Annotated in this window: 22 protein-coding genes; 3 read left to right on the plus strand and 19 right to left on the minus strand. The window is 70.5% G+C overall.

Annotated features, from left to right (window positions below):
- Positions 1-68: 68 nt before the first annotated feature.
- The 3 genes from otsA to otsB are packed head-to-tail and all read right to left on the minus strand — an operon-like array spanning position 69 to position 4042.
- A complete protein-coding gene (gene otsA / locus AVME950_RS09810) occupies positions 69-1436 on the minus strand; it encodes an alpha,alpha-trehalose-phosphate synthase (UDP-forming) (RefSeq protein WP_272565231.1) in 1368 nt (455 codons plus the stop codon).
- Between the two features lie 60 nt (positions 1437-1496).
- Positions 1497-3308, minus strand: a complete 1812-nt coding sequence (locus AVME950_RS09815) for a glycoside hydrolase family 15 protein (RefSeq protein ID WP_284429680.1) — start codon at positions 3306-3308, stop codon at positions 1497-1499.
- A complete protein-coding gene (otsB, locus tag AVME950_RS09820) occupies positions 3305-4042 on the minus strand; it encodes a trehalose-phosphatase (protein WP_284429681.1) in 738 nt (245 codons plus the stop codon). Before otsB ends, AVME950_RS09815 begins: the two co-directional genes overlap by 4 nt.
- Positions 4043-4202: 160 nt before the next feature.
- Between otsB and trxC the strand changes: the two genes are divergently transcribed.
- A complete protein-coding gene (gene trxC, locus AVME950_RS09825) occupies positions 4203-4646 on the plus strand; it encodes a thioredoxin TrxC (protein WP_284429682.1) in 444 nt (147 codons plus the stop codon).
- A 21-nt stretch (positions 4647-4667) separates the two neighbouring features.
- Here the strand turns inward: trxC and AVME950_RS09830 are convergent, their stop codons facing one another.
- From AVME950_RS09830 to AVME950_RS09845, 4 genes are all read right to left on the minus strand, one after another.
- Positions 4668-5978: a multifunctional CCA addition/repair protein gene (locus AVME950_RS09830; RefSeq protein ID WP_284429683.1), complete on the minus strand. Its 1311-nt coding sequence runs from the start codon at positions 5976-5978 to the stop codon at positions 4668-4670.
- Positions 5979-6168: 190 nt separating this feature from the next.
- A complete protein-coding gene (locus AVME950_RS09835) occupies positions 6169-6528 on the minus strand; it encodes a hypothetical protein (protein WP_284429684.1) in 360 nt (119 codons plus the stop codon).
- 120 nt (positions 6529-6648) lie between these two features.
- Entirely contained in the window at positions 6649-7341 is a 693-nt protein-coding gene (locus AVME950_RS09840; protein WP_284429685.1) for a glutathione S-transferase family protein, read from the minus strand.
- 120 nt (positions 7342-7461) lie between these two features.
- The gene (locus AVME950_RS09845) at positions 7462-8034 is read right to left on the minus strand and encodes a 5-formyltetrahydrofolate cyclo-ligase (RefSeq protein WP_272565224.1); all 573 of its coding nucleotides are present in this window, start codon (positions 8032-8034) and stop codon (positions 7462-7464) included.
- Positions 8035-8049: 15 nt separating this feature from the next.
- Here AVME950_RS09845 and AVME950_RS09850 point away from each other — a divergent pair, with 15 nt between their 5' ends.
- A complete protein-coding gene (locus AVME950_RS09850) occupies positions 8050-10032 on the plus strand; it encodes a lytic transglycosylase domain-containing protein (protein WP_284429686.1) in 1983 nt (660 codons plus the stop codon).
- An 83-nt stretch (positions 10033-10115) separates the two neighbouring features.
- Complete coding sequence (locus AVME950_RS09855) at positions 10116-10673, plus strand: DUF4124 domain-containing protein (RefSeq protein WP_284429687.1); 558 nt, start codon at positions 10116-10118, stop codon at positions 10671-10673.
- Positions 10674-10691: 18 nt separating this feature from the next.
- Here AVME950_RS09855 and AVME950_RS09860 read toward each other — a convergent pair whose 3' ends face one another.
- The 12 genes from AVME950_RS09860 to AVME950_RS09915 form a co-directional block, all read right to left on the minus strand.
- Positions 10692-11249, minus strand: a complete 558-nt coding sequence (locus AVME950_RS09860) for a cytochrome b/b6 domain-containing protein (protein WP_272565220.1) — start codon at positions 11247-11249, stop codon at positions 10692-10694.
- Positions 11236-11514 carry a PepSY domain-containing protein gene (locus AVME950_RS09865; RefSeq protein ID WP_284404820.1) on the minus strand — a complete coding sequence of 93 codons (279 nt, stop codon included), beginning with the start codon at positions 11512-11514 and terminating at the stop codon, positions 11236-11238. The genes AVME950_RS09860 and AVME950_RS09865 overlap by 14 nt, the downstream gene beginning before the upstream one ends.
- A 60-nt stretch (positions 11515-11574) precedes the next feature.
- The gene (locus tag AVME950_RS09870; protein WP_284429688.1) at positions 11575-12258 is read right to left on the minus strand and encodes a Fe2+-dependent dioxygenase; all 684 of its coding nucleotides are present in this window, start codon (positions 12256-12258) and stop codon (positions 11575-11577) included.
- On the minus strand, positions 12252-13412 hold the full coding sequence (locus AVME950_RS09875) for an alpha-hydroxy acid oxidase (RefSeq protein WP_284429689.1): 1161 nt from the start codon (positions 13410-13412) through the stop codon (positions 12252-12254). The genes AVME950_RS09870 and AVME950_RS09875 overlap by 7 nt, the downstream gene beginning before the upstream one ends.
- 71 nt (positions 13413-13483) lie before the next feature.
- Complete coding sequence (locus AVME950_RS09880) at positions 13484-15805, minus strand: TonB-dependent receptor (RefSeq protein WP_284429690.1); 2322 nt, start codon at positions 15803-15805, stop codon at positions 13484-13486.
- 212 nt (positions 15806-16017) lie between these two features.
- Positions 16018-16959, minus strand: coding sequence for an MBL fold metallo-hydrolase (locus AVME950_RS09885; protein ID WP_284429691.1), 942 nt, complete (start codon positions 16957-16959; stop codon positions 16018-16020).
- A 35-nt stretch (positions 16960-16994) separates the two neighbouring features.
- Positions 16995-17384 (minus strand): D-ribose pyranase, encoded by a 390-nt coding sequence (rbsD, locus tag AVME950_RS09890; RefSeq protein ID WP_284429692.1) that lies wholly within the window; start codon positions 17382-17384, stop codon positions 16995-16997.
- Positions 17381-18331, minus strand: a complete 951-nt coding sequence (gene rbsK / locus AVME950_RS09895) for a ribokinase (protein WP_284429693.1) — start codon at positions 18329-18331, stop codon at positions 17381-17383. Before rbsK ends, rbsD begins: the two co-directional genes overlap by 4 nt.
- Positions 18332-18375: 44 nt before the next feature.
- Entirely contained in the window at positions 18376-19386 is a 1011-nt protein-coding gene (locus AVME950_RS09900) for a LacI family DNA-binding transcriptional regulator (protein WP_284425368.1), read from the minus strand.
- 35 nt (positions 19387-19421) lie between these two features.
- Complete coding sequence (locus tag AVME950_RS09905; protein ID WP_272565210.1) at positions 19422-20426, minus strand: ABC transporter permease; 1005 nt, start codon at positions 20424-20426, stop codon at positions 19422-19424.
- A complete protein-coding gene (locus tag AVME950_RS09910; protein ID WP_284430230.1) occupies positions 20423-22024 on the minus strand; it encodes a sugar ABC transporter ATP-binding protein in 1602 nt (533 codons plus the stop codon). The genes AVME950_RS09905 and AVME950_RS09910 overlap by 4 nt, the downstream gene beginning before the upstream one ends.
- Positions 22025-22135: 111 nt before the next feature.
- Positions 22136-23089, minus strand: a complete 954-nt coding sequence (locus tag AVME950_RS09915; protein ID WP_284398004.1) for a sugar ABC transporter substrate-binding protein — start codon at positions 23087-23089, stop codon at positions 22136-22138.
- Between the last annotated feature and the right edge of the window lie 10 nt (positions 23090-23099).

Below are 23099 nucleotides of genomic sequence, written 5' to 3' on the forward strand. Positions count from 1 at the left end.
CGCCGTGGTCGTGGCGGCCGAGGCGGTCTTGCCGGCATTTTCGAGCCGGGCCATCCGGCTGCAACCCCTCAGCCCAGCGTCTCCAGGAACGTCTTGCGCCACCAGTGGATGTCGTGCTCGCGGATGCGCTCCATCAGCGCCTGGTGGCGCCGCTGGCGTTCCTTGAGCGGCATCTGCAGCGCGGTCTGGATGGTGTCGGCCATGCCCTGCGTGTCGTAGGGGTTGACCAGCAGCGCTTCCTTCATCTGCTCGGCCGCGCCGGCGAAGCGCGACAGCACCAGCACGCCGGGGTCGTCCGGGTCCTGGGCGGCGATGTATTCCTTGGCGACGAGGTTCATGCCGTCGCGCAGCGGCGTCACCAGGCCCACGGCGGCGGCGCGGCACAGGCCCGGCACGCGCTTGCGGGCCACGGTGCGGTGGATGTAGCGCAGCGGCATCCAGTCGAGTTCGCCGTAGTCGCCGTTGATGGCGCCGCACAGGCCTTCCAGTTCCTGGCGCAGGTCGGCATAGGCGTCCACGCTGTCGCGGGTGGGCGAGGCGATCATCACCAGCGTGGCGCTGTGGTGGTTCTCGGGGTAGCGCGCCAGCAGCTCGCGGAAGGCGCGCACGCGCTGCGGGATGCCCTTGGAGTAATCCAGCCGGTCGATGCCCAGCAGCAGGCGCCGGCGCGAATACTCGTCGCGCATGGCGGTGAAGGTCTGCACGGCCTCGGGCGCGGCGGCCAGGCGGGTGAATTCGTCCACGTCGATGCCGATGGGGAAGGCCCCCACCTGCACCGTGGCGCCGAACGCGCGCAGGTGCTGCGGGCCGACGGTTTCCGCATTGGCCTCGTTGCTCAGGTAGCGCGTGAAGTGCGACACGTCGGCCTCGCTCTGCAGGCCCACGAGGTCGTAGGCGAACAGGGAGCGCATGAGCCATTCGTGCTGCGGGATGGCGGCCATGATGAGCGGCGGGGGCACCGGGATGTGCAGGAAGAACCCGATGCGCTGGCGGCAGCCCAGCGCCCGCAGCTCGGCGGCAAGCGGGATCAGGTGGTAGTCATGCACCCAGATGGTGTCGTCTTCCTTGAGCAGCGGCAGCAGCTTGCGGGCGAACATCTGGTTCACGCGGCGGTAGCCGGCGATGTAGCTGGCGTTGAAATCCGCCAGGTCCAGCCGGTAATGGAACACGGGCCACAGCACGCTGTTGCTGTAGCCGCTGTAGTAGCTGTCGTGGTCTTCCTGGCACAAATCCACGGTGGCCAGGGTGACGGTGCCCGCCTGGCGCGTCTGCAGCTTGCCTTCACCGGGCAGGCCGTCTTCGGAGATATTGCCGCTCCAGCCGAACCACAGGCCTCCGGTGCGGCTCAGCGTCTCGCCCAGCGCGACCGCCAGGCCTCCGGCGGCGGGCTTGCGGGGATCGGCGATGCGGTTGGAGATGACGACGAGGCGGCTCATGGGAAATTTCCTTGCGGTGCGAACGGGCAGTCGGGGTGGGCGTGGCGGATGCGGCGCCTTTCAGATCACGCTGTCCCAGGGGTCGGACAGCCGGACGGCGGCATTGATGATGCCGACCATGGAATAGGTCTGCGGGAAGTTGCCCCACATCTCTCCGGTCTGCGCGTGCGTGTCCTCGGACAGCAGTCCGAGCGGGTTGCGCGTGGCCAGCAGGGCCTCGAAGATCTCGCGCGCCTGCGCCTTTCGGCCGATGCGGGCCAGCGCGTCGATGCGCCAGAACGCGCAGATGTTGAAGGCGGTGTCGGGCTTGCCGAAGTCGTCGGGGGCCTCATAGCGGCGCATGTAGGGGCCGTCGCAGAGCGACGCCTCCATGGCGTCCACCGTCGAGACGAAGCGCGGGTCCATCGGGTCGATCAGGCCCACCTCGGCCATCAGCAGCACGCTGGCGTCCAGTTCGTTGCCGCCGAAGCTCTCGGCAAAGGCCTGGCGCTCCTCGCTCCAGGACTTTTCCAGGATCTCGTCGCGCATCGACCGGGCGTGCGCGCTCCAGTAGTCGGCGCGTTCCGGCAACTGCAGCGAGCGGGCGATCTTGGCCAGGCGGTCACAGGCGGCCCAGCTCATCAGCGCCGACGAGGTGTGCACGCGGGCGCGGGTGCGCAGCTCCCACATGCCGGCGTCGGGCTGGCCGTACACGCGCACGGCCAGCTCGCCGATCTGCTCCATGCGCGAGAACTCGGTCGCGCCCGCCGGGTGCAGCAGCCGCTGGTCGTGGAAGGCCTGGGCCGCGCCCAGGATGATGTTGCCGTACACGTCGTGCTGGAAATGCTCGGCCGCCTGGTTGCCCACCCGCACCGGGCCCATGCCCCGGTAGCCGGCCAGGTGCGGTACGAAGGCCTCGGGCAGGTCGTGCTCCAGGCCGATGCCGTACAGCGGCTGGATGTGGCCGTCGCTGGCCTCGGCCACCACGTTGCTGAGCCAGCGCAGGTAATCCTCCATCGTCGCCGTCTCGGACAGGCTGTTGAGCGCCCGCACGACGAAGAACGCATCGCGAAGCCAGCAGTAGCGGTAGTCCCAGTTGCGGCCGCTGTCGGCCGACTCGGGGATGCTCGTGGTCATGGCCGCCACGATGGCGCCGGTGTCCTCGAACAGCGAGAGCTTGAGCGTGATGGCCGCGCGGATCACCGCGTCCTGCCATTCGAGCGGCACGGCCAGGCGCTGCGTCCAATGGCGCCAGTACCACACGGTTTCCTGCTCGTAGTGGCGCGCCGTGTCGGCAATGCCGGCGGGCAGCGACTCGTCGGCACCCAGAAGGAAGTTGTGCTCGCGCGCCATCACGAAGGGCTGGCCCGACAGCACGTGGGAGATGGGCACGTCGGTGTTCAGCCGCAGCGTCAGCTCCTCGCCCACGTAGCGGATGTGGTTGCTGCCCTGCGTGATCTCGGGCGCGTCCTTGCCCCAGCCGTAGCGCACGTCCACCGTCACGCGGATGCGCGGTGCGCCCTCGAGTCGGCGCACGCGGCGCACCAGCATCATGGGCCGGAAGTAGCGCGACCGGGCGTAGAAGCGCGGGGCGAAATCCGTGATCTCGATGCTGTTGCCCGAACGGTCGGTGAGCCGCGTGCGCAGCACCGCGGTATTGGGCTCGTACCACTGCTCGGTGGTGGCGAGGTCTTCGATTTCGATGGCGAAGCGGCTGCCTTCGTCGCCCGGCTGCAGCAGGGCGTTGAACACCGGATCGCCGTCGAAGCGGGGCAGGCAGCACCACACGATGTGCGCCTGCGCATCCACCAGGGCGCTGATGGCGCAGTTGCCGATCAGGCCCAGGGTGAGCGAGGGATCGGCGGGCGGGCCGAAATGGGAACCGGTCTTCATGCGGCGGGCCTTTCCGGCGCCGCCATCTGGTAGAGCCATTCGCGCAGGACGGTGGTGTCGTCGCAGCGCACCGTCGCCTGCGTCTCGCCAGGGCCCACCTTGATGCCAATGCCGCCCAGGGCCTGGGTGGCAACGAAGCCGTTCTCGTCCGTCACGTCGTCGCCCGCGAATACGGGGATGCGGCCCTGGAAGGGCGGGTGCTGCATGAAGTCGGTGATCGCCCGTCCCTTGCTAGGTCCCGAGGGCTTGATCTCCAGCACGCACTTGCCCTGCATCAGTTCGAGCCCGGGCGCGTGCTTCAGCGCATGCTCCAGCGTCGATCGGCACAGCGCTTCGAGTTCCTGCGCCTGCCGGTAGTGCAGCGCGACGCCGGCGCTCTTGCGTTCCAGGACCAGGGCGGGATAGCGGTCGCGCAGTGCCTCGATGGTGCGGATGACCGCCGTCAGATCCATGGCCGGCACGGCCCCCACGAGCCCGCTGTTCAGGCGGTACTGGGCGCCATGCTCGCAGGCCAGCGGCAGCTGAAGGGGGGACAGGAAGCGGTCGATGTCGGCTTGCGTGCGGCCCGTCGCGATGGCCAGGGCACCGCCCAGCCTTTCGTGCAGCGCCTGCAGCGCCGGCACGATGCCCGGGGGCACCTGCACCGCATCGGGGTGGGACGCAATATCGGCGAGCGTGCCGTCAAAATCGAGGAAAAGTGCGTATCTCGCAGTCAGTAGCGGTAGATTTTGCATTGCCAGCCACCTTACCAGAAGCCTTCGCGCGGGCTGTAGGCGCCAAGGCAGGGCGGCTGTAGGCGGGTTGAAAACGCCCGCCGCAGCGCCCATGTGCGATGGGCCTGCCCCGGTGCCCTGTGCCAGCCTGGGCCACCACCCTTCTTCATTGCGGCCTTCCATGAACGACACCTCGCCCCTCCACATCGTCTGCCCCCATTGCCACACCACCAATCGCGTGCGGACGGACCAGCTGGCGAGCGCGCCCGACTGCGGGCAGTGCCATCAGCCGCTCTTCGCCGGCGCCCCTCTGGCGCTGGATGCCGATGGTTTCGAGCGCCACGTGCAGCGCAGCCACATTCCGGTGCTGGTGGATTTCTGGGCGCCCTGGTGCGGCCCCTGCCGCGCGATGGCCCCGGCGTTCGCGCAGGCCGCGCGCGAGCTGGAGCCGCAGGTGCGCCTGGCCAAGCTGGACACCGAGGCCCATCCGGCGCTGGCGGCGCGCCATCAGATCCGCAGCATCCCGACGATGATCCTGTTCCAGAACGGCCGCGAGTCCGCGCGCATGTCCGGCGCGTTGGGCGCGGCGGACATCGTGCGCTGGGTGCGCACCGCGACCCGCTGACTGTTCAGCGGGCGATCGCTTTCAACGGTCCGCTGGCGGGCGCCCCCGGGCAGAGGAAGGGCATCCGCCCTGTGCGGCCAGCCAGTCGGCCACCGCGCTCACCCGCGCCTTGCGGATCCATTCGCCCACCTGGGAGCCCGCCGCGCCCGCCGCCGCGGCGCGGGCGGCAATCTCCGCCGTCACCACCGACTGCGCCGCCGCGAGGATGGCTGCCAGCCGGGGGCGCTGGGGGTAGGGCGTCTCTTCGAAGCCGAGCCGGCCCCGCGCATCGCATTCGCAGGCCAGCAGCACCTCGGCAAAGCGCGCCGGCTTGCGCAGGGCGTCGCAACGCTCCAGGAGCCGCACCAGGGCGGCGGCGTTGAGGTCCGCGCTGCGGTGGATGTGACCGTGCTCGCGCGCCACCACGTCGGCGGTTTCGCGGCAGTCCACCGGCACGCGCAGGCGCTCGCACACGTCGCGCAGCAGTTCGGCGCTGCGGGTTTCGTGGCCGATGTGGCGCGGCAGCACGTCGGCCGCGGTGGTGCCCTTGCCGAGGTCGTGCACCAGGCAGGCGAAGCGCACGGCCAGGGGCGCCTGCAGCCGCGCGGCCATGTCCAGCACCATCATCACGTGCACGCCGGTGTCGACCTCGGGGTGGTACTCCGCGCGCTGGGGCACGCCCCACAGGCGGTCGAGCTCCGGCAGCAGCACGGCCAGCGCCCCGCAGGCGCGCAGCACTTCGAACATGCGCGATGGCGCGGGCTCCATCAGGCCGCGGGCCAGTTCCTGCCAGACACGCTCGGCCACCAGGTGGTCCACCTCGCCGGCCTCGACCATCTCCCGCATGAGCGCCAGGGTCTCGGGGGCCACGGTGAAGTCGGTGAAGCGCGCGGCGAAGCGGGCCACGCGCAGGATGCGCACGGGGTCTTCGCGGAAGGCGTCAGTCACGTGGCGCAGCACGCGCGCCTGCAGGTCGCGCACGCCGCCGTAGGGGTCGCACAGGCCATGCGTTGCCGAGGGGTCGGAGGCAGAGGCACCGGCCGCATCGGCCGGCTGCGCGATGGCGTTGATCGTGAGGTCGCGGCGCGAGAGGTCCTCCTCCAGCGTGACCTCGGGCGAGGCCTGCACCGCAAAGCCGCGGTAGCCGCGCCCGCTCTTGCGCTCGGTGCGCGCCAGGGCGTATTCCTCGTGCGTCTGGGGATGCAGGAACACCGGGAAGTCGCGCCCGACGGGCAGGTAGCCCTGCGCCGCCATCTCGTCGGGCGTGGCGCCGACGACGACCCAGTCCCTGTCGTTGACCGGGCGGCCCAGCAGCCTGTCGCGCACCGCGCCGCCCACCATGTAGATTTGCATGGGCGGCAGTGTACGGCGCGGCGTTGCGGACCCGGTTGGCATCTGCCCAACGGTCCGCGCGATCGATTCAAGGCCAAACAGGTGCCATGCCGGCGGATTTCATGCCTGGTTTGCTATTGAAAATATAGCAAAAGACAGTTGACGGCGGCTGGCGCCCGGGGGCTGCGCGGCGTCGCCGCCCTCGCGCCGCTCAGCGCTTGTCGGCCGTCAGCCGCGCGAGCGCGCCGCGGATCACCTCGATGCGCTGGGCCTCGTAGGAATGGCTGTAGCGCAGGGTCTTGATGCCGTGCGGTCCCGAGATGGCGCGCGCCTCGAAATCGCCCTGCAGCCGGTCGAGGCAGGCCAGCAGTTCGGGGTGGTGGCGCGCGGCCACGGCCCGGTCGAACGAGAGGCTGCCGTCTGCCCTCGGACCGAAATCGCTGTCCGGCAGGTTGCCGTGGCCCGGCGTGAACGGCGGGGGTGGAATGGCGAACCGCGTGGGCGGGCGGCCGGGCCGGTCCACCCCCATCAGGGACGGATCGGGCGGGGTGCTGAAGTAGGTGGAACGCATGGAACGCTGGTCCTGGAGTGGCTGCGTTCACAGCGTGCCGCCGCTCCCGCCACGCCCCTGCCGCAGCCCGGAAGCGATGTTCCATTTTGCGAAACGCCCCTCCTGCGGGCGCTTCGCCGATCAGCGCGCCGTGCGGCTCATCCGGTAGGGTTCCTCGAAGTCGAGAAAGTCCGCTTCGGCCTCGGCCCCGCGCACCCAGTCCTGCACGCCCGGCAGCGCCAGCACGCGCTCCACATAGCCTGCGATGTGCGCCGGCAGCGGCAGGGCGTAGGTGGTCAGGCGCGAACACACGGGGGCGAAGAATGCATCGGCGATGGTGAATCCGCCGAACAGCAGCGGGCCGCCGTGCGCCTGCAGCAGCGCCGTCCACATTTCGATCAGCCGCGCCACGTCGGCGCGCACGGCGGGGCGGTCGCGCCACAGCAGGGCCCCGGTGTCGGGCAGGCGGGCCTCGATGTTCATGGGGCAGGCGCCGCGCAGCGCGGCGAAGCCGCTGTGCATCTCGGCGCACACGCTGCGGGCCCGTGCGCGGGCGGCCGCGTCGGCGGGCCACAGCGCCTTGTCCGGGTGCTTTTCCGCCACGTATTCGGCGATGGCCAGGGTGTCCCACACGGCCAGGTTGCCGTCGACCAGCACGGGCACCTTGCCGGTGGGCGTGACCGCCTGGATCTTCTGCTTGAACTGCGAGCCTTCGTCGAAGCTGTCGAAACGCAGCGGCACTTCCTCGAACGCGATGCCGGCCTGGCGCAGCAGCACCCAGGGGCGCATGGACCAGGAGGAGTAGTTCTTGTTGCCGATGTAGAGCTGGAACATGGGATTCACCTCGGAAAACGGGAGGTGCATCCTACGACGCCGTCGAGCAGCCTTTCGATGCCTTTTCGCCGGGCGACTGATGCGCGCCGCGCATCAGCGGTGCCTGGCGGCCCTGGCCGGTCAGATCGGCCAGACCACGCCGTTGTCGTTCAGGATGGCGTTCAGTGGCAGGTCGTGGGCCTCGGGCTCGAAGTCGTCGATGTAGCCGTGCGTGAAGCCCAGGCCCACCGTGGTGGGCACCGGCTGCAGCGTGGCCAGCGTGCGGTCGTAGAAGCCGCCGCCGTAGCCCAGCCGGTAGCCGCCGGGGCCGTAGCCCACGCAGGGCACGAACAGCAGCGAGGGCACGATCACCTCGGTGTCCTTGGGCTTGGGGATGCCGTAGGCGTCCTCCTCCATCGGGCAGCCGGGGTACCAGGCATGGAAGGTGAGGGTCTTGTGCACCTTGTCCACCACCGGCAGGCCGATGCGGCGCCGCTGGGGCTCGTCGAGCAGTTCGCCGTCTTCCTTCCAGCGGTGCAGCGCCGGGAGCGGGTCGAACTCGCCCTTGATGGGCCAGTAGGCTCCGATGACGGTGTCGGGCCGGTCCACCAGCCAGATTCGCATGACGCGCTGAAGCAGGTCCGCCCGCTGTAGGCGGTCGGGGAGGTTCAGGCGTTCTTCTACCAGTGCGCGGCGCAGGGCTGCTTTGTCCATCACATAATTCCCCCAATGCAATTGCTCAAGATTCTGACACCGCTCGTCGCGGGCGCCTTGCTCGCCGGTGGCGCGACCCTTGCGGTCGCGCAAAACCGGGGTGACGATACCCTGCTGGAGATGCAGCAGGCCTTCCGCAAGGGCGACCGGCAACGGCTCACCCAGCTGCTGCCGAGTGCCCGTGGCCACGTGCTCGAGCCCTGGGCCGCCTACTGGGAGCTGCGGACCCGCCTCGGCGAGGCCCTGCCGCAGGAGGTGGGCGCCTTCCTGCAGCGCTACGCCGGCACCTACCAGGAAGACCGCCTGCGCAACGACTGGCTGCTGCTGGTGGGCCAGCGCCGCGACTGGGTGCAGTTTTCCGAGCTGCACCCGCAGTTCCGCATGGGAGACGACCGCGAGGTGCGCTGCTACGCGCTGCTGATCGAGCAGATCAAGGGCACGGCGCCGGCCGGCGCCATCGAGGAAGTGCTGCGCAACTGGTACGGCCAGCGCGAGGCCGACGATGGCTGCACGCACGCGGTGGCCGAGTTCTATGCCGACAAGAAGGTCACGGCCATGGACATCTGGCGCAAGGCGCGCCTGTCGGCCGAGGCCAACCGCGCCCGCGCCACGCGCAACGCGGTCGAGATCGTGGCGCCCGAGGCGCTGCCGCAGCTGCGCGAGGTGTTCGATTCGCCCGTCAAGTTCCTGGCCAGCCGCGCCACGGCCGCCGGGCGCGTGCGCCAGGAGCTGGTCGTGCTCGGGCTCATCAAGATGGCCATGGCCGACCCCGGCGCCGCGGCGCGGCTGCTGGATGCCAAGTGGGGCGTGCAGCTGTCGTCCGAGGAGCGCAACTGGGTCTGGGGCGTGATCGGCAAGCAGACGGCGATCGCGCTGTCGCCGGACGCCATGGGCTACTTCGGCAACGTGTCCAAGGACGCCGACCTGTCCGACGACACCCTGGGCTGGAAGGTGCGCGCCGCCCTGCGGGCCGGGCAGTGGAAGCAGGTGGCGCGCGCCATCGACGCCATGTCGCCCACCGCCCGCCAGGACAGCACGTGGACCTACTGGCGTGCCCGCGCCTGGCTGTCCAACCGTCCGGGCGACGAAGACAAGGCCCGCGCCCGCGAGCTGCTCGAACGCATCGCGGGCACCAACGGCTTCTATGAAATGCTGGCCCTGGAAGAGCTGGGACATCGCGTGGTGCTGCCGGCCGCGCCCCTGCCGCCGACGCCCGAGGAAAAGGCCGCCGTGCGCGCCAACCCGTCGCTCAACCGCGGGCTGTACGCCATCTTGCTGGGGCTTCGCGGCGAAGGCGTGCGCGAATGGAACTACGCCACCAACCTGCACAGCCCGGGCGGCATGGCCGACCGCGAGCTGCTGGCCGCCGCCGAGTTCGCCTGCCAGCGCGAGGTGTGGGACCGCTGCATCAACACCAGCGAGCGCACCAAGGCGGCGTTCGACGCATCGCAGCGCTTTCCCATGCCGTTTCGCAGCACGGTGGTGGCGCGGTCGCAGGCCATCGGGCTCGACCCGGCCTACGTGTACGGGCTCATCCGCCAGGAAAGCCGCTTCGTCATGGACGCGCGCTCGGGCGTGGGGGCTTCCGGCCTCATGCAGGTGATGCCGGCCACGGCCCGCTGGACGGCCCGCAAGATCGGCATGGCGAATTTCACGCCCGACCAGATCAACGACCGCGAGACCAACATCACCATCGGCACCGCCTACCTCAAGCTGGCGCTGGACGATTTCGACGGCTCCATGCCCCTGGCCGCTGCGGCCTACAACGCCGGCCCGGGCCGCCCGCGCAACTGGCGCAACGGCCCGCTGCTGGAGGCGGCCATCTGGGCGGAGAACGTGCCTTTCAGCGAAACGCGCGACTACGTGAAGAAGGTGCTGGCCAACACGACGCTGTACGCCGCGATCCTGAGCGGACAGCCGCAGTCGCTCAAGGGGCGGCTGGGCAGCGTGGGGCCGCGCGATGCCGCGGTGCCGGAGCCGAACAAGGACCTGCCCTGATTCCTGCGCGGTGCCGGGTGCGAGGGCGCCCGGCACCGCGGTTTCACCCCGCCGCGGAGGGCGGCCGTTTCATAAAAAAAACCATGTCCAACAAGAAGAGAATCGGGGCCGCTGCGGCCATCGCCTTGGCAGCCGGGTTGCTGTGCGGGGCCGTTTCGGCGCAGCCGGTCTACAAGTGGGTGGATGCGCAGGGCCGCACGCAGTATGGCCAGCAGCCGCCGGACCTGTCCACGGCCGAGCAGCCGCAGTTGCACAACACGGTGCCGTTCGGCAGCAGCGGCGGGACCGGTTCCGCCGCCGCGCCGCGCAAGCTGCCCCGGGACGTGCAGGACCAGGTGAATGGCCTGGCGCAGGGTTTGACCAAGACGCAGCCGGGCAAGGTGCCGCTGTCCTGCGGCAGGGCAGTGAGCAACGCGACCTCGGGCCTGGACACCATGCTGGAGACCGGCGACAAGAACGCACGCGACGGCTACCTGACCCGCGAGCAATACGAAGCCACGGCGGGCAAGATCCGCGCCACGCGCAGCCACATCACGGTCGGCGACTGTGAATCGGCCACGGGCGTCAAGCGCGACTTCTACCAGTGCATTTCCAACGACCGCAACCACGTGATGGGGTGCGCGCAGCAGCACCGCTTCTGAAGCCCGGCCTGCCGGCGCTCAAGGCACGTCGTCGCCCGTGGGCGGGGCCTTGCGCCCGGTGACCATGGCCCGCACGAGATTCTCGCGGTGCTTGTACCCGGTGAACAGCACGCCGCCCACGTGCAGGGCGACCAGGCCCAGCAGGGTCCAGCCCAGGCCCTCGTGCAGGTTGGCGAGCCAGCCGTAGCCCCAGAACAAGTCGGTGGTGTAGAGCCAACCGGTGAACCCCAGCAGACCGATGCAGCCCAGCAGCGCCACCACCATCCAGCCGCCCAGCGGGTTGTGGCCCAGGTGGCGCGGCGCGCGTCCCGCGCCCACGGCCCGCGCGTAGGCCCAGGTGGCGGCCGGCCCGCGCACGAACTGCGCGAAGCGCGCGTGGTGCCGGCCCGCGAAGCCCCAGGCCACGCGTGCGCAGGCGATGGCCAGGGCGGCGTAGCCCAGGTTCTCGTGCAGGGGCCCCAGCCGGTGGCGGGTGATCCAGGCCGCGGCGACCGAGGCCACCAGCGACCAGTGCAGGAGCCGCACCGCCGCGTCCCACACGGGAACAGGCGGGTGGGGCGGGTTACTTTTCTTCAACGCGTTCCAGCGTCTTGGGGTCGAAGAACGCTTCCACGCGCTTGCCCTGCGGGTCCTTGCCGTACACCTCGTAGCAGGTGGGGGTCTTTTCCATGCGGCGCACGGTCCAGCCTTCCTTGACCAGCTTTTCCTGCAACTCGGTGTGGGGGCGCCATTCCGAAGCGGGATGGGCGGGGCACTGCACGTCGCCGTGCGCCCAGGCACCGCTGGCGGCCACAGTCAGGGCCAGGGCGATGGCGGCACGGCGAAAGGGGGTGGAATTCATGGTGGGCTCCTGCAAAGAAAGGGAATGGGAGGACGAAACGGTTTCGAACAGCGCAGCGTGTCAGGTCTGCGCCCAGCGGCGCAGGAGATTGTGGTACACGCCCGTGAGCTGCAGCAGCCGCGGGTCGGCGGCGTCCAGCGAGGGGGTCAGGCGCTGGATGGTCTGGTCCAGATCGAAGAGCAGCGTGCGGTCGCCCTCGTCCTGCACCAGGCTTTCGATCCAGAAGAACGAGGCGATGCGCGCGCCGCGCGTGACCGGCGTCACGCGGTGCAGGCTGCTGGAAGGGTAGAGCACCAGGTCGCCGGCTTCGAGCTTGACGCTCTGCACGCCGAACGGGCCTTCGATCTCCAGCTCCCCGCCGTCGTATTCGTGCGGATCGGCGAGGAACAGCGTGGCCGACACGTCGGTGCGCATCGACTGCTGCGTGCCGGGCCACTGCATGATGGCGCTGTCCACGTGCGCGCCATAGGTGCCGCCGTCGGCGTAGCGGTTGAACTTCGGCGGGTGGATCCTGCGTGGCAGGGCGGCCGCGATGAAGGTGGGGTGGCGGCCCAGCACCCGCAGCAGGTGCTGGCCCAGTTCCACCGCCACCTCGCTGGCGTCGTCGAGCTGTTCGTTGCGCTTGACCGACCGCGCCAGCGTGCCGGCGGTGGCGCTGCCGCTGCGCCAGTCGGCGCCATCCAGGCGCTGGCGGAAGTGGCGGATTTCGTCCGCGTCCAGAACGTGTTCGAGGGTGATCAGCATGGCGTTTCTTCGGACAAGGAGGGAAAGGCCGGCGGCTGGGCCACGAGCGCGCCCGGGCCGATGTCGGCCAGCGTGGCGCAGCCGGCCAGCGCCATGCAGGCCTGCAGTTCTTCGATCAGCAGGCGCAGCAGGTGGGCCACGCCCAGCGCGCCGGCCACCGCCAGCGCATAGACCTGCAGCCGGCCGATCAGCACGGCATCGGCGCCGAGCGCCAGCGCCTTGAACACGTCGGTGCCGCTCCGGATGCCGCCATCGAACAGCACGGGCCAGCCGGGGCCCACCGCCGCTCGCACGGCGGGCAGCATCTGCAGGCTGGCGGGGGCGCCGTCCAGCCCGCGCCCACCGTGGTTGGAGACGACAATGCCCGCCACGCCCCGGGCCTGCAAGGCGGTGGCGTCGTCGGGGTGCAGCACGCCCTTGATCCAGACGGGCAGGTGCGTCTGCGCCATCAGCCAGTCCAGGTCGGCCCAGGTGGGCGCGAAGTGCATGGCATGGAAGACCCGGCCCTGGCCCGGCTGCGGGGCGGGCGGCTCCACCGCCGCCTGGCCGCGCAGGTTCTCGGCCACGCAGGTCGGCGGCATGCGAAAGCCCGCCGCCAGTGCCTGGCGGCCGGCGGTCTGCAGGGCCGCGTCCAGCGTGACGACGATCGCGCGGTAGCCGGCCGCCTCGGCGCGGCGAACCAGCTGCAGCGTGTCCTCCCGCCGTGGCTGGAAGTACAGCTGGAACCAGCGCGCCGGGCCGCTGGCCTGCGCGATCGATTCGAGCGTGCGGGACGACAGGGTGCTGGCGACCAGGCAGGTGCCGGTGGCCTCGGCCGCGCGCGCGATGGCGATCTCGCCGTGCGGGTGTGCCAGGGCCTGGAACGCCACCGGTGCGAGGGCCAGCGGGTGCTCCCAGGCCTCGCCGCCCACCACCGCCCGCACATGGCCATGGCGCACGTCGCGCAGCAGCCGGGGCAGCACGGCCCAGCCGTCGAAGGCGCGCCGGTTGGCCTGTGCCGACGTGCCCAGGCCGCCGCCGCCCGCCACGTAGGCGTGGTGCGCGGCATCCATGTGCTTGGGCGCGAGCAGGGCGTAGTCGAGCGCGCCGTGCACGCCGGGCGGAATGCGGTCCGGCGGCGGAGGCGGTGCGGTGAAGGGAGGGGCTGGGGTCATCGTTGAAAGCGGCAATGCCGGGCAGAGCCCGGCATTGGATCAGACCCGGGGCGCCGTTGCCAGCGCGCCGATCAGAACTCGTAGTCGAGCGTGACGCGCACCGCACGCCCGTCGCCCTTGTACAGGAACGAGCCCGAGCGGTACACCGCCGTGTAGTAGTCCTTGTCGCCGGCGTTGAGCACGTTGACGCGGATGTCGGCGTGCTTGTTCAGGCGGTACGAGGCGAACAGGTCGTACACGGTGAACGAGGGCACGGGCTGCGCGCAGGTGCCGTTGGTGTAGCTCGCGCCGGTGTCGGGCTGGCCGCCGCAGCGGTCGCTTTCGTGCCGCGCCGTGGCGCCCACGGACAGCGCGGGGGTCAGCTGGTACTTGCCCTGCACCGAGAACGAGCGGTCGGCGAAGTTCGACAGCGGCAGGCCCACGTTGGCCGCCGTGGCCGACTTGAGCACCTTGGACTTCATGAACGCCACCCCGGCCTGCACCGTGAACTGGGAGGTCACGTTGCCCACCAGGCCGAATTCGACGCCGCGCACGCGGTTCTTGCCGGTGTTGAAGGTGCCCAGCGAGTCGTAGTTGGCGCCTTCCATCACGTCGGACTTGGTGGTCTGGAACGCCGCGGCCGTGAACAGCAGCTTGTTGTCCAGCAGGTTCCACTTGGTGCCGATTTCCAGATTGCGCGAGGTCTCGGGCTTGGCGCCGGCGGCGCTGCCGTTGTAGACCACCAGGCCGCCGTAGCCGCTGCTGGTGCCGGTGTCGGATTCGCCGCCGTTGATGTCCTGGGCCGAGCCGTAGCTGGCGTACACGATGCCCATGGGGTTGATCTTGTACGACACGCCCAGGTGGCCGTTGAGCAGGGTGTCGGTGTAGCTGTAGTTGCCCGTCTGCGCGGCCGTGGTGGCGTTGCGCGTGACGAGGCTGAAGTCGGTGTAGTCGGCGCGCACGCCGCCGAACACCGTCCATTGGTCGGTCAGGTCCACCGTGTCCATGGCGCTGAGCGCGAAGCTCTTGACCTGCCAGTCGTTGGCCCAGGGCGTCTGGGCGATCTGCCGGCCCATGATGGAGTTCAGGCCCGGCGTGACGGCGCCCGAGGGGCCCGAGAGGCAATAGGCCGTGTTGGCGCCCGTGCCCGCCTGCGTGCGGCAGTTGAATGCGCCGGTGTTGGTGACGGCGTAGTTGCCGCGCGTCACCTGGTGGTCCGTGTATTCGAGGCCGAAGATGAGTTCGTTCTTCTTGCCGGCGATCTCGGTGTCCCAGCGCAGGTTGGTCTGGTGCGCGAAGTACTTCACTTCCTGCCAGCCGTTGTGCGTGCTCAGCGAGGCGCTGGTGAACGGCGTGCCGTTGCTGTAGCGCGTGCCGCCCGAGGCGCCGGTGACCACGTAGCCGTTGTCGGACGTGCCGTAGCGCGTCAGGCTGGTGAGGGTCTTGTCGGGCGCGATGCGCCACTTGACGCGTGCCGTCAGGGCGTCCACGTCGGAGTTCAGGAAGTCCTGGCTCTGCGCGTACACGGGCACGCCGGTGGCGGGCACGCGGTTGGGCACCGTGCCGAGCAGGTAGCTGCCCAGGTCGGGGTACTTGTCCCTGGCGCGCAGGCCGTAGTAGTCCAGCGTGACCGACAGGTTGGCATTGGCTTCCCACAGGCCCGACAGCGCCAGGCCCTCGCGGCGGCGCTTGGACGGGTCGCGGTCCGGCACGCCTTCGGTGCTGTACAGCGCGTTGGCGCGCAGCGCGAACTGATCCGAGAAGCCCTTGTTGGCATCCAGCGTGGCGCGGCGGTAGCCGTCGCTGCCCGCGCCCACGGAGATGCGCGAAAAGTCGTAGTCCAGCGTGGCCTGCTTGGTGATGGCGTTGATCGCGCCACCGGCCGAGCCGCGGCCGGCAAAGGTCGAGTTCGGGCCCTTGGTGATTTCGAGCTGCTCGATGGCGAAGCTCTCGCGCGTCGTCATGCCGGGGTCTCGCAGGCCGTCCACGAACACGTCGCTGCGGGCTTCCTGGCCGCGGATGATGTAGCGGTCGCCGAAGGCGTTGCCGTTCTCGCCCGTGCCCAGGGTGATGCCGGGCTGGGCCGCGAGGATCTGCTTGAGGTCGGTGAAGCCGGAGTCGTCGATCGCGGCCTTGGTCACCACCGAAATGGTCTGGGGCGTTTCCGCCAGGGGCCGTGTGTGGCGCACGTCGGCCGAGGTCTTGGCCTTGTAGGGCGCGCCCACTTCGGCGTTGGGGTTGGGATCGATGGCCTGGTCCTGCACCGTCACGGTCGGCAGGACGGTGGCGTCCTGCGGCGGTGCGGTCTGGGCCATGGCGGCCCAGGGCAGCAGCATGGCGGTGGAGAGGCTGGCGGCAACGCCCTCGGCCAAGCGGAGGCTGCGGGGTTTCTTGACGGGGTTGGAGTGTTTCATTTTGTTGTCAGAACCAAAAACAGCCGCGATTATTGATACGAATCACTCTCGTTAAGGTGTTGTCTGACAGGGGCGTGGCGTGGAATCTGACAATTTGTAAGATTTCCGCCACAAATTGCGCACGGGAGGTGCGCCGGGCGAGGGGTGGGAGGTGCAAGCGGCCCCGGCACGGGCGTGCCGCGCCAGCAAGGCCGGGGGCCGCGCCTTCTGCCCTACCGGTTGTGGATCTGCGTGCCCTGGAGGGCGGCCGCGCCAGAGCGCACGAGGTCCTGCACCGTGCCCTCCATCCAGGCCTGCAGCGGCTGCTCGGCGAAGTAGCGCGCGTGCAGCAGCGCGAAGTACGGCGTCGCGGCGGCCCAGGCCCAGAGCCGCTGCGCCTCGGCCTGCTGCCACTCCAGCAGCTTGTACTTCACGAGCACCTTGGCGGCGTAGCGCGCGTGCTTTTCGGGTGCCTGCACGAAGCCGTCCAGCCGCCGCCGGGCGGCGTCCAGCGCCGGGGCAAGTCCGGTGAAGACGCGGCCATGCCCGGGCACGAGGGTGCGCGGCGCCAGCGACTCGATCAGGTCGAGCGTGGCCGCCACGTCGGCGAAGGCGCTGTCGCCCTCCAGCTCGGGAAAGACCACGCCGAAGCCGTTCTCCCACAGCGCGTCGGCCGAGATCAGCACGGCGTCGACCGGCTCGAACAGCACGATCGAATGCGGGTCGTGCCCGGGGGCCGCATGCACCTGCCAGGCCCGGTCGCCGAGCATCACTTCAGTGCCCGGCTGCAGCACTCCGTCCATGCGAAACGGTGGGCAGTCCTGGCCCGTGGGCGTGTAGCTCAGGGCGTCGGCGTCCCACTGGCGCACATGGGCCGCCTGGCCCGGGGGGATGAAGGTGCCGAGGGCGGGCCAGGCCGCCTGCAGCGCGGCGTTGCCGCCGCAATGGTCGCTGTGCAGGTGGGTGTTGAGCACGCGGTCCAGCGCGCGGCCCTGCAGTGCGCCCTGCAGCAGCGCGACGGTCTGCGCGGCATGGGTGCAGTAGCCGGTGTCCACCACCGCCGTGTGCCCGGCGCCGATGAACACGATGTTGTTGGCCGACAGCCAGCCGCGCTCCAGCACGGTCATGCCGGGGGGCAGGGGCGCGGGGCCGGAGGGCGTCGAAAGGGGGGGCATGGCGGTGGCTTTCATGGCGCGCCGCCCCGGGCCGTCTAGAACGTCACGCCGGCAATGAGTATGACATTCGCATAGGGCGTGCATTCGCCGGTGCGCACCATCACCCGCGCCTGCTGGCACAGCCGTTTGAATTCCTCGTGCGGCACGGTCTCGGGTGCCACGGGCAGCAGGCACCAGTCCGGCAACTGGCCTTCGGCGCGTTCGACGGCTTCGGTGGCGACGATGGCGCGCTCCACCTGCAGTTCGGAGAGGACGGCGCACAGCACCTCGTCCACGGCGGGGATGCCGGCCGTGACGGCCAGGTCGATGCGGCGTGGCCCGGAGGGAATGGGCAGGCCCGCGTCCCCGATGACCAGCATGTCGCCGTGGCCCATGCAGGCGATGGCATGCGAGAGTTCGGCGTGCAGCAAAGCGCGGCGTTTCATAGCAATCTCCAGTCGGGTGGGCGGGGGCTGGCGGCGACGGCGTCGCGCGTGGGGATGGAGGGCTGGGCGCCGGGCCGGGTCACGCACAGCGCCGCGGCACGGATGCCGCCCTGCACGGCGGGGTCGAGCGCCTCGCCCCGTCCGAGCGCGACGGCGAGCGCCCCCAGGAAGGTGTCTCCGGCGGCGGTGGTGTCCACGGCCTGCACGGCCATGCCGGGGTGGTGGCGGCAGCCATAGGCATCGGCCGCCACGGCGCCGGCGGCGCCGAGCGTGACCACGACGCGCGCCGGGCCGCGCGCGCGCAGCCGCCGGGCGGCGTGCGCCGCCTCGTCCGGGGTCTGGACAGCACCACCCACCAGGGCGGCGGCCTCGACCTCGTTCACGACCAGCGTGTCCACCAGCGGCCACAGCGCATCGGGCAGGGGCTGCATGGGCGAGGGGTTCAGCACCACGCGGCAACTGGCGGCGTGCGCCTGGGCGGCCGCGGCCAGCACCTGGGGCAGCGGCACTTCGAACTGGGCGACCAGGCAGGCTGCTCCCTGCACCGCGGGTGCCAGGGTGGCGGGGTCCAGCACGAACTGCAGGTTGGCCCCAGCGGCCACGACGATGCGGTTTTGCGCCGCGTCGTCCACCACGATGGCGGCCAGACCGGTCGGGGCGCTGTCGTCGGTCTGCACACCCGAGTGGTCGATGCCGTCGGCGTCAAGCGCTGCCCGCAGCGCCTGGCCGTTGCCGTCGGCGCCCACGCGCCCGAACAGGTGCACGTCCGCGCCCAGGCGGGCGCATGCCACGGCCTGGTTGCCGCCCTTGCCGCCGGGAATGTGGTTCAGCGAGTGCGCCATGACGGTTTCGCCGGCGCCGGGCGCCTGGGGCACGCGCAGCACCAGGTCCATGTTGAGGCTGCCGACGACGGCAATGCGGGGGCGGGAGGGAGAGGCGGCGTTCATGCGCGGGAAAGAAGGGACAAAAAAAGGAAAGGAGCCCGGCAGGGTCAGGAAAAAAGGTACCGGGCCGTGGAAGCCCGCACGCGCAGTTCGGGTTGCAGCAGCATCTGGCGCGGCTCCTGCCGCTTGCCGTCGATGCGTTCGAGCAGCATGTCCACCGCCAGCGTGCCGATGCGCAGCTTGGGCTGGGCGACGGTGGTGAGCGGCGGGCTGGTGAAGGCGGCCAGTTCGATGTCGTCGAAGCCGACGACCGACAGGGCATCGGGAATGCGCAGCTGCCGCTCGTTCGCGGCGCACAGCGCACCCATGGCCATGAGGTCGTTGCACACGAAGACGGCGCTCGGTGCGGAAGGAGCACGGAACAGCGCCTGCATGGCCTCGTAGCCGCTCTGGCTGGTGAAGTTGCCGTGCGACAGCATGCCCTCGGAGGAAGCACCGGCCTCGGCCAGCGCCTCGCGCCAGCCCGCGATGCGCTGCTCGCTGGGCGCCAGCCCCTGCGGCCCGCCGATGCAGGCGATGCGGCGGTGCCCCAGGTCCAGCAGGTGGCGGGTGGCCAGCCGCCCGCCCTGGGCGTGCGCGGTTTCCACCAGGTCGCAGGGCGGCTGGGGCACCTCGATCTCGCGGTCCACGAGCACGGTGGGGATCGAAAGGTTTTCCAGCTGCCGCGCCAGCGTGGCGTCGTGCCCGGTCGAGACCACGATCAGCCCGTCGATGCGCCGCTCGGCCAGCACCTGCAGGTAGGAGGCCTGGCGCTGCGCCTCGTCGTTGGTGTTGCACAGGATGAGGTTGTAGCCGGCGCCGAAGCAGCGGTCCTCCACGCTGTGCACCACCTCGGCGAAGTACGGGTTGGAGCTGTTGGGGATCAGCATGCCCAGGGTGCGCGTGTGGTTGCGCTTGAGGCTGCGCGCGATGGCGCTGGGCACGTAGCCCAGCTCGCGGATCGCGGCCTCCACGCGCGCGCGGCCCTCGGCACTCACGTGGCGCGTGCCGTTGACCACGTGCGACACGGTGGTCACCGACACTTCGGCACGGCGGGCGACGTCCTTGATGGTGGCCATGGGATCAGGGGTGCAGGTGCGGGGCGGCCCGGGGATTAAACGGCTGCCCGGCGCTGGCGCACGGTATCGACGATCACGGCGGCCACGATCACGCAGCCGGTGATGATGCGCTTGCTCGGCTCGCTCGCGCCGATCTGCGCCAGGCCCGCCTCCAGCACCGCGATGATGAGCACGCCGAACGCGGTGGTGATGACCGAGCCGCGCCCGCCCATCAGGCTGGTGCCGCCGATCACCACGGCGGCGATCACCTGCAGCTCCATGCCGGTGCCGGCATTGGGGTCGGCCGCTTCCAGGCGCGCGGACTGCATCAGCCCCGCCAGCCCGGCCAGCAGGCCGGTGAGCGCGAACACCGCGATGCGGATGGGGCGCGGGTCCACGCCCGCCAGGCGCATGGCCTCTTCGTTGGTGCCGATGCCCACCAGGCACCGGCCGAACACCGTGCGCGACAGCACCAGCTGCGCCACCACCACCAGCACGAGGGCCAGCACGAACGCGACCGAGACGCCGCCCGCCACGGGTGCCGACAGCCAGGAGATGGCATCGCCCACGTATTGCGTGCGCGAATCGGTCACCACGTAGGCGCCGCCGCGCACCGCCTCCAGCATGCCCAGCGAGACGATGAACGAGGGCAGGCGCCAGGCCACCGACACCGCACCGGTCACCGTGCCGCAGATCAGGCCGGTGGCCAGCGCCAGCGCGGCCGCGGCCGGCACGCTCCATTTCCACTGCAGGATGGCGGCGGCCGACGTGGCTGCCGACAGCGCCATCACCGAGCCCACCGACAGGTCGATGCCCGCGATGATGAGCACGAACGTCATGCCCACCGCCATCACGGCCAGCGCCGGGATCTCGTTGGCGATGGTGACGAAGGTCTCGCGGCTCCAGAAGTACTCGGACATCCACGAAAACAGCACGACCATGCCGACCAGCACCGCCGCCAGCCCCAGGAAGGTGCCCAGTTGCGTGCGCCAGACGGAGGCGGATGTGGCGGCGGAAGAAGAAGGGGCGGCGGCCTGGGGCGCCGGTGCGGGGGTGTTCATGCGGAAAGGGGTTTTTGGGCGGCCGTGCGGCCACCGGGTTCGGAAAAAGCGGCCGCGAGCAGGGACTGTTCGGTCCACTGGCCGCGTTCGAACACGGCCACCAGGCGCCCGGCGCTCATCACGCCGATGCGGTCGGCCATGGCCATCAGTTCGCGCAGGTCGGACGACACCATGCACAGCGCACGCCCGGCGTCCGCCATGCGGTCGAGTTCGGCATACAGGTCGGCGCGCGCGCCCACGTCCACGCCGCGCGTGGGCTCGTCCAGCAGCAGCACGCGGCCGTCGCGGTGCAGCCAGCGGGCGAACACCACCTTCTGCTGGTTGCCCCCCGACAGCTGGCCCACGGGCTGCTCGGGCCCGCGGCAGCGCACGCCCAGCGTGCGGATGAAACCCTGCACCACGCTGCTTTCGTGCGCCCGGCGCAGCCAGCCCAGGCGCGAGACGGCCGACAGGTCGGACAGCGTGGCGTTCACGCGGATCGGCTGCGTGAGCAGCAGGCCCTGCGACTTGCGGTCCTCCGCCACCAGCCCGATGCCCGCGGCGATGGCCTGCATCGGCGAGGCGAAGCCACGCGGAATGCGGCGTTCGCGCGGCTCGTAGAAATTGTTTGCTATTGAATTTGTAGCGGTATGCCCTAGTACCGATTGTGCTGGAGGCCGATTTGGATCATGTCCTTCGGACAGCACCACCGTGCCCCGGTCCGCCCGGTCGGCGCCGAACAGCAGGCGCAGCAGCTCGGTGCGGCCCGAGCCCACCAAGCCGGCGATGCCGAAGACCTCGCCCGCGCGCAGCTCCAGGTTCACGTCCTGTACCGCCGTGCCCCGGCCCAGGCCCTCGGTGCGCAGCACCACCGGGCCGGCCTGGCGGCGTGGGCGGTGTTCCAGGTCGCTCACCGCGCGGCCCACCATGCGCTGCACCAGATCGGCCTCGCTCAGTCCGGCCATGGGGCGGGCATCCACCAGCGCGCCGTCGCGCAGCACGGCCACGCGGTCGGCGATGCGGCGCAGTTCCTCCAGCCGGTGCGACACATAGACGATCGCCACCCCGCGCGCCGTGAGCCGCGCGATCTGCTCAAACAGGTAGTTGGTCTCCCGCGGCGTGAGCATGGCGGTGGGCTCGTCCAGCACCAGCACGCGCGTGTCGTCGTGCAGGTTGCGGGCGATCTCCACCATCTGCTGCTGCCCCAGCCCCAGCCGCGCGACCGGCGTGGCCGGGTCGATGTCGGTCAGGCCGATCTTGGCCAGCTGCGTGCGGGCGGCCGCATGCAGCGCGCCGCGGCGCAGCCAGCCCGCGCGGTGCGGCAGGCGGCCCATCAGCAGGTTCTCGGCCACGGTGAGCGTGGGAATCAGGCCCAGCTCCTGCATGACCATGCGCACGCCCTGGCCCTCGGCGTCGCGGCGCGAGGCGGGCGCATAGGGGTGGCCCGCGAGCCGCATGCTGCCGCGCGAGGCCGGCTCCAGCCCGCACAGGATCTTGGACAGCGTGCTCTTGCCCGCGCCGTTCTCCCCGGTGAGGGCCAGCACCTCGCCCGCATGCAGCGACAGCGTCACCGTATGGAGCACCGTGGTGGCGTGGTAGTCCTTGCCCACGCCGATCATCTCCAGCAGGGGGGCGGACGCGGGCGCGGCGGCGGGCGGCAAAGGGGGCACGGGGTCGGTCCTCAGATCAAAGGCGGCAGGCGAGGAGGTCGGCAGGCGCTGCGGGCGCGCTTACTTGCTGTCCTTGGTGACCAGCACCACCTCGGTCTTGACCTCGGCCGGCAGCTGGGCCTGCGGCGTCTTGGCGGCCAGGGCCTTCTGCACCAGTTCGATGCCGAACACGGCCTGCTTGGCGGCGTACTGGTCGGCCGTGGCGAGCACGCGGCCATCGGCCAGCATGGGCTTGATCGCGTTGATGTTGTCGTAGCCCACCACCTGCACCTTGCCGGCCTTGCCGGCGGCCTTCACCGCGGCCACCGCGCCCAGCGCCATGCTGTCGTTGCCGGCCAGCAGCGCCACCAGGTCGGGGTGCTCGCGCAGCATGCCGGCAGCAACCGTGTTGCCCTTCTCGATCTCCCACTGACCGGACTGCACGCCCACCACCTTGATGTTGGCGGCCTTCATCGCATCCTGGAAGCCCAGCGTGCGCTGCTGGGCGTTGAACGTGGTCGACACGCCTTCGATGATGCCGACCTTGTCGCCCGCCTTGATCGATTTGGCCAGGTAGTCGCCCACCAGCTTGGCGCCTGCGCGGTTGTCGGGGCCGACGAAGGGCACGGTCAGGTTCTTTTCCTTGAGTGCATCGGTGTCCAGGCGGTTGTCGATGTTCACCACCAGGATGCCCTTGTCCACCGCCGCCTTGACGGCCGGGACCAGCGCCTTGGAATCGGCCGGCGCCAGCACGATGGCGTTGACCTTCTGCGCCACGGCCTGCTCGATCATCTTGATCTGCGCGGCGGTGTCCGTCTCGTTCTTAATGCCGTTGGCCACCAGCGTGTATTCGCTGGCATGCGCCTTCTGGTGCGCTTTGGCGCCGTCTTCCATGGTGCGGAAGAACTCGTTGGCCAGCGATTTCATCACCAGCGCGATCTTGGGCTTGTCCTGCGCGAACGCGGGCGAGGCCAGCAGGCCCCCCAGCACGGCGAGGGCGGCGGCGGTTTGAACGGAGCGGCGGGTGAAGGGCATGGTGTCTCCT

The sequence above is a fragment of the Acidovorax sp. SUPP950 genome (genome assembly GCF_030158935.1).
GTDB lineage: Bacteria > Pseudomonadota > Gammaproteobacteria > Burkholderiales > Burkholderiaceae_C > Paracidovorax.

Bases quoted from the DNA above. Each gene is read 5' to 3' on its own strand.
- otsA (WP_272565231.1), bottom strand. From the start codon at position 1,436: ATGAGCCGCCTCGTCGTCATCTCCAACCGCATCGCCGATCCCCGCAAG.
- AVME950_RS09815 (WP_284429680.1), bottom strand. From the start codon at position 3,308: ATGAAGACCGGTTCCCATTTCGGCCCGCCCGCCGATCCCTCGCTCACC.
- otsB (WP_284429681.1), bottom strand. From the start codon at position 4,042: ATGCAAAATCTACCGCTACTGACTGCGAGATACGCACTTTTCCTCGAT.
- trxC (WP_284429682.1), top strand. From the start codon at position 4,203: ATGAACGACACCTCGCCCCTCCACATCGTCTGCCCCCATTGCCACACC.
- AVME950_RS09830 (WP_284429683.1), bottom strand. From the start codon at position 5,978: ATGCAAATCTACATGGTGGGCGGCGCGGTGCGCGACAGGCTGCTGGGC.
- AVME950_RS09835 (WP_284429684.1), bottom strand. From the start codon at position 6,528: ATGCGTTCCACCTACTTCAGCACCCCGCCCGATCCGTCCCTGATGGGG.
- AVME950_RS09840 (WP_284429685.1), bottom strand. From the start codon at position 7,341: ATGTTCCAGCTCTACATCGGCAACAAGAACTACTCCTCCTGGTCCATG.
- AVME950_RS09845 (WP_272565224.1), bottom strand. From the start codon at position 8,034: ATGGACAAAGCAGCCCTGCGCCGCGCACTGGTAGAAGAACGCCTGAAC.
- AVME950_RS09850 (WP_284429686.1), top strand. From the start codon at position 8,050: ATGCAATTGCTCAAGATTCTGACACCGCTCGTCGCGGGCGCCTTGCTC.
- AVME950_RS09855 (WP_284429687.1), top strand. From the start codon at position 10,116: ATGTCCAACAAGAAGAGAATCGGGGCCGCTGCGGCCATCGCCTTGGCA.
- AVME950_RS09865 (WP_284404820.1), bottom strand. From the start codon at position 11,514: ATGAATTCCACCCCCTTTCGCCGTGCCGCCATCGCCCTGGCCCTGACT.
- AVME950_RS09870 (WP_284429688.1), bottom strand. From the start codon at position 12,258: ATGCTGATCACCCTCGAACACGTTCTGGACGCGGACGAAATCCGCCAC.
- AVME950_RS09875 (WP_284429689.1), bottom strand. From the start codon at position 13,412: ATGACCCCAGCCCCTCCCTTCACCGCACCGCCTCCGCCGCCGGACCGC.
- AVME950_RS09880 (WP_284429690.1), bottom strand. From the start codon at position 15,805: ATGAAACACTCCAACCCCGTCAAGAAACCCCGCAGCCTCCGCTTGGCC.
- AVME950_RS09885 (WP_284429691.1), bottom strand. From the start codon at position 16,959: ATGCCCCCCCTTTCGACGCCCTCCGGCCCCGCGCCCCTGCCCCCCGGC.
- rbsD (WP_284429692.1), bottom strand. From the start codon at position 17,384: ATGAAACGCCGCGCTTTGCTGCACGCCGAACTCTCGCATGCCATCGCC.
- rbsK (WP_284429693.1), bottom strand. From the start codon at position 18,331: ATGAACGCCGCCTCTCCCTCCCGCCCCCGCATTGCCGTCGTCGGCAGC.
- AVME950_RS09900 (WP_284425368.1), bottom strand. From the start codon at position 19,386: ATGGCCACCATCAAGGACGTCGCCCGCCGTGCCGAAGTGTCGGTGACC.
- AVME950_RS09905 (WP_272565210.1), bottom strand. From the start codon at position 20,426: ATGAACACCCCCGCACCGGCGCCCCAGGCCGCCGCCCCTTCTTCTTCC.
- AVME950_RS09910 (WP_284430230.1), bottom strand. From the start codon at position 22,024: ATGATCGGCGTGGGCAAGGACTACCACGCCACCACGGTGCTCCATACG.
- AVME950_RS09915 (WP_284398004.1), bottom strand. From the start codon at position 23,089: ATGCCCTTCACCCGCCGCTCCGTTCAAACCGCCGCCGCCCTCGCCGTG.